Genomic DNA, 296 nt, shown 5'->3' on the forward strand with positions numbered 1-296 from the left:
TGCTGCAGCTCCTGGGTGTTCCCCGCCACCTGGTCGACGGAGACCGTCATCTGCTCGATGGTGGAGGAGGTCTCGGAGACCGACGACGCCAGTTCCTCGGCACTCTGGGCCACCCGGTCGATGGAGACCGTCATCTGCTCGATGGTGGCCGAGGTCTCGGCCACCGACGACGCCATCACCTCGGCGCTCTTGGAGACCTGCTCGCTGGAGGCACCCAGTTCCTGCACCGACGAGGAAACCTCTTCCACGTTGGAGGCCAGCGCATCCGCATTCCCCGCCACCGTCTGGATGGAAGC

Annotated in this window: 1 pseudogene; it reads right to left on the minus strand. The window is 65.9% G+C overall.

Annotated elements, in window-relative coordinates:
• Nucleotides 1-296: pseudogene (locus KI810_RS17190) on the minus strand (methyl-accepting chemotaxis protein); the annotation flags it as partial.

The sequence above is a fragment of the Geomobilimonas luticola genome, assembly GCF_018476905.1.
Taxonomy (GTDB): Bacteria; Desulfobacterota; Desulfuromonadia; order Geobacterales; family Geobacteraceae; genus Geomobilimonas; species Geomobilimonas luticola.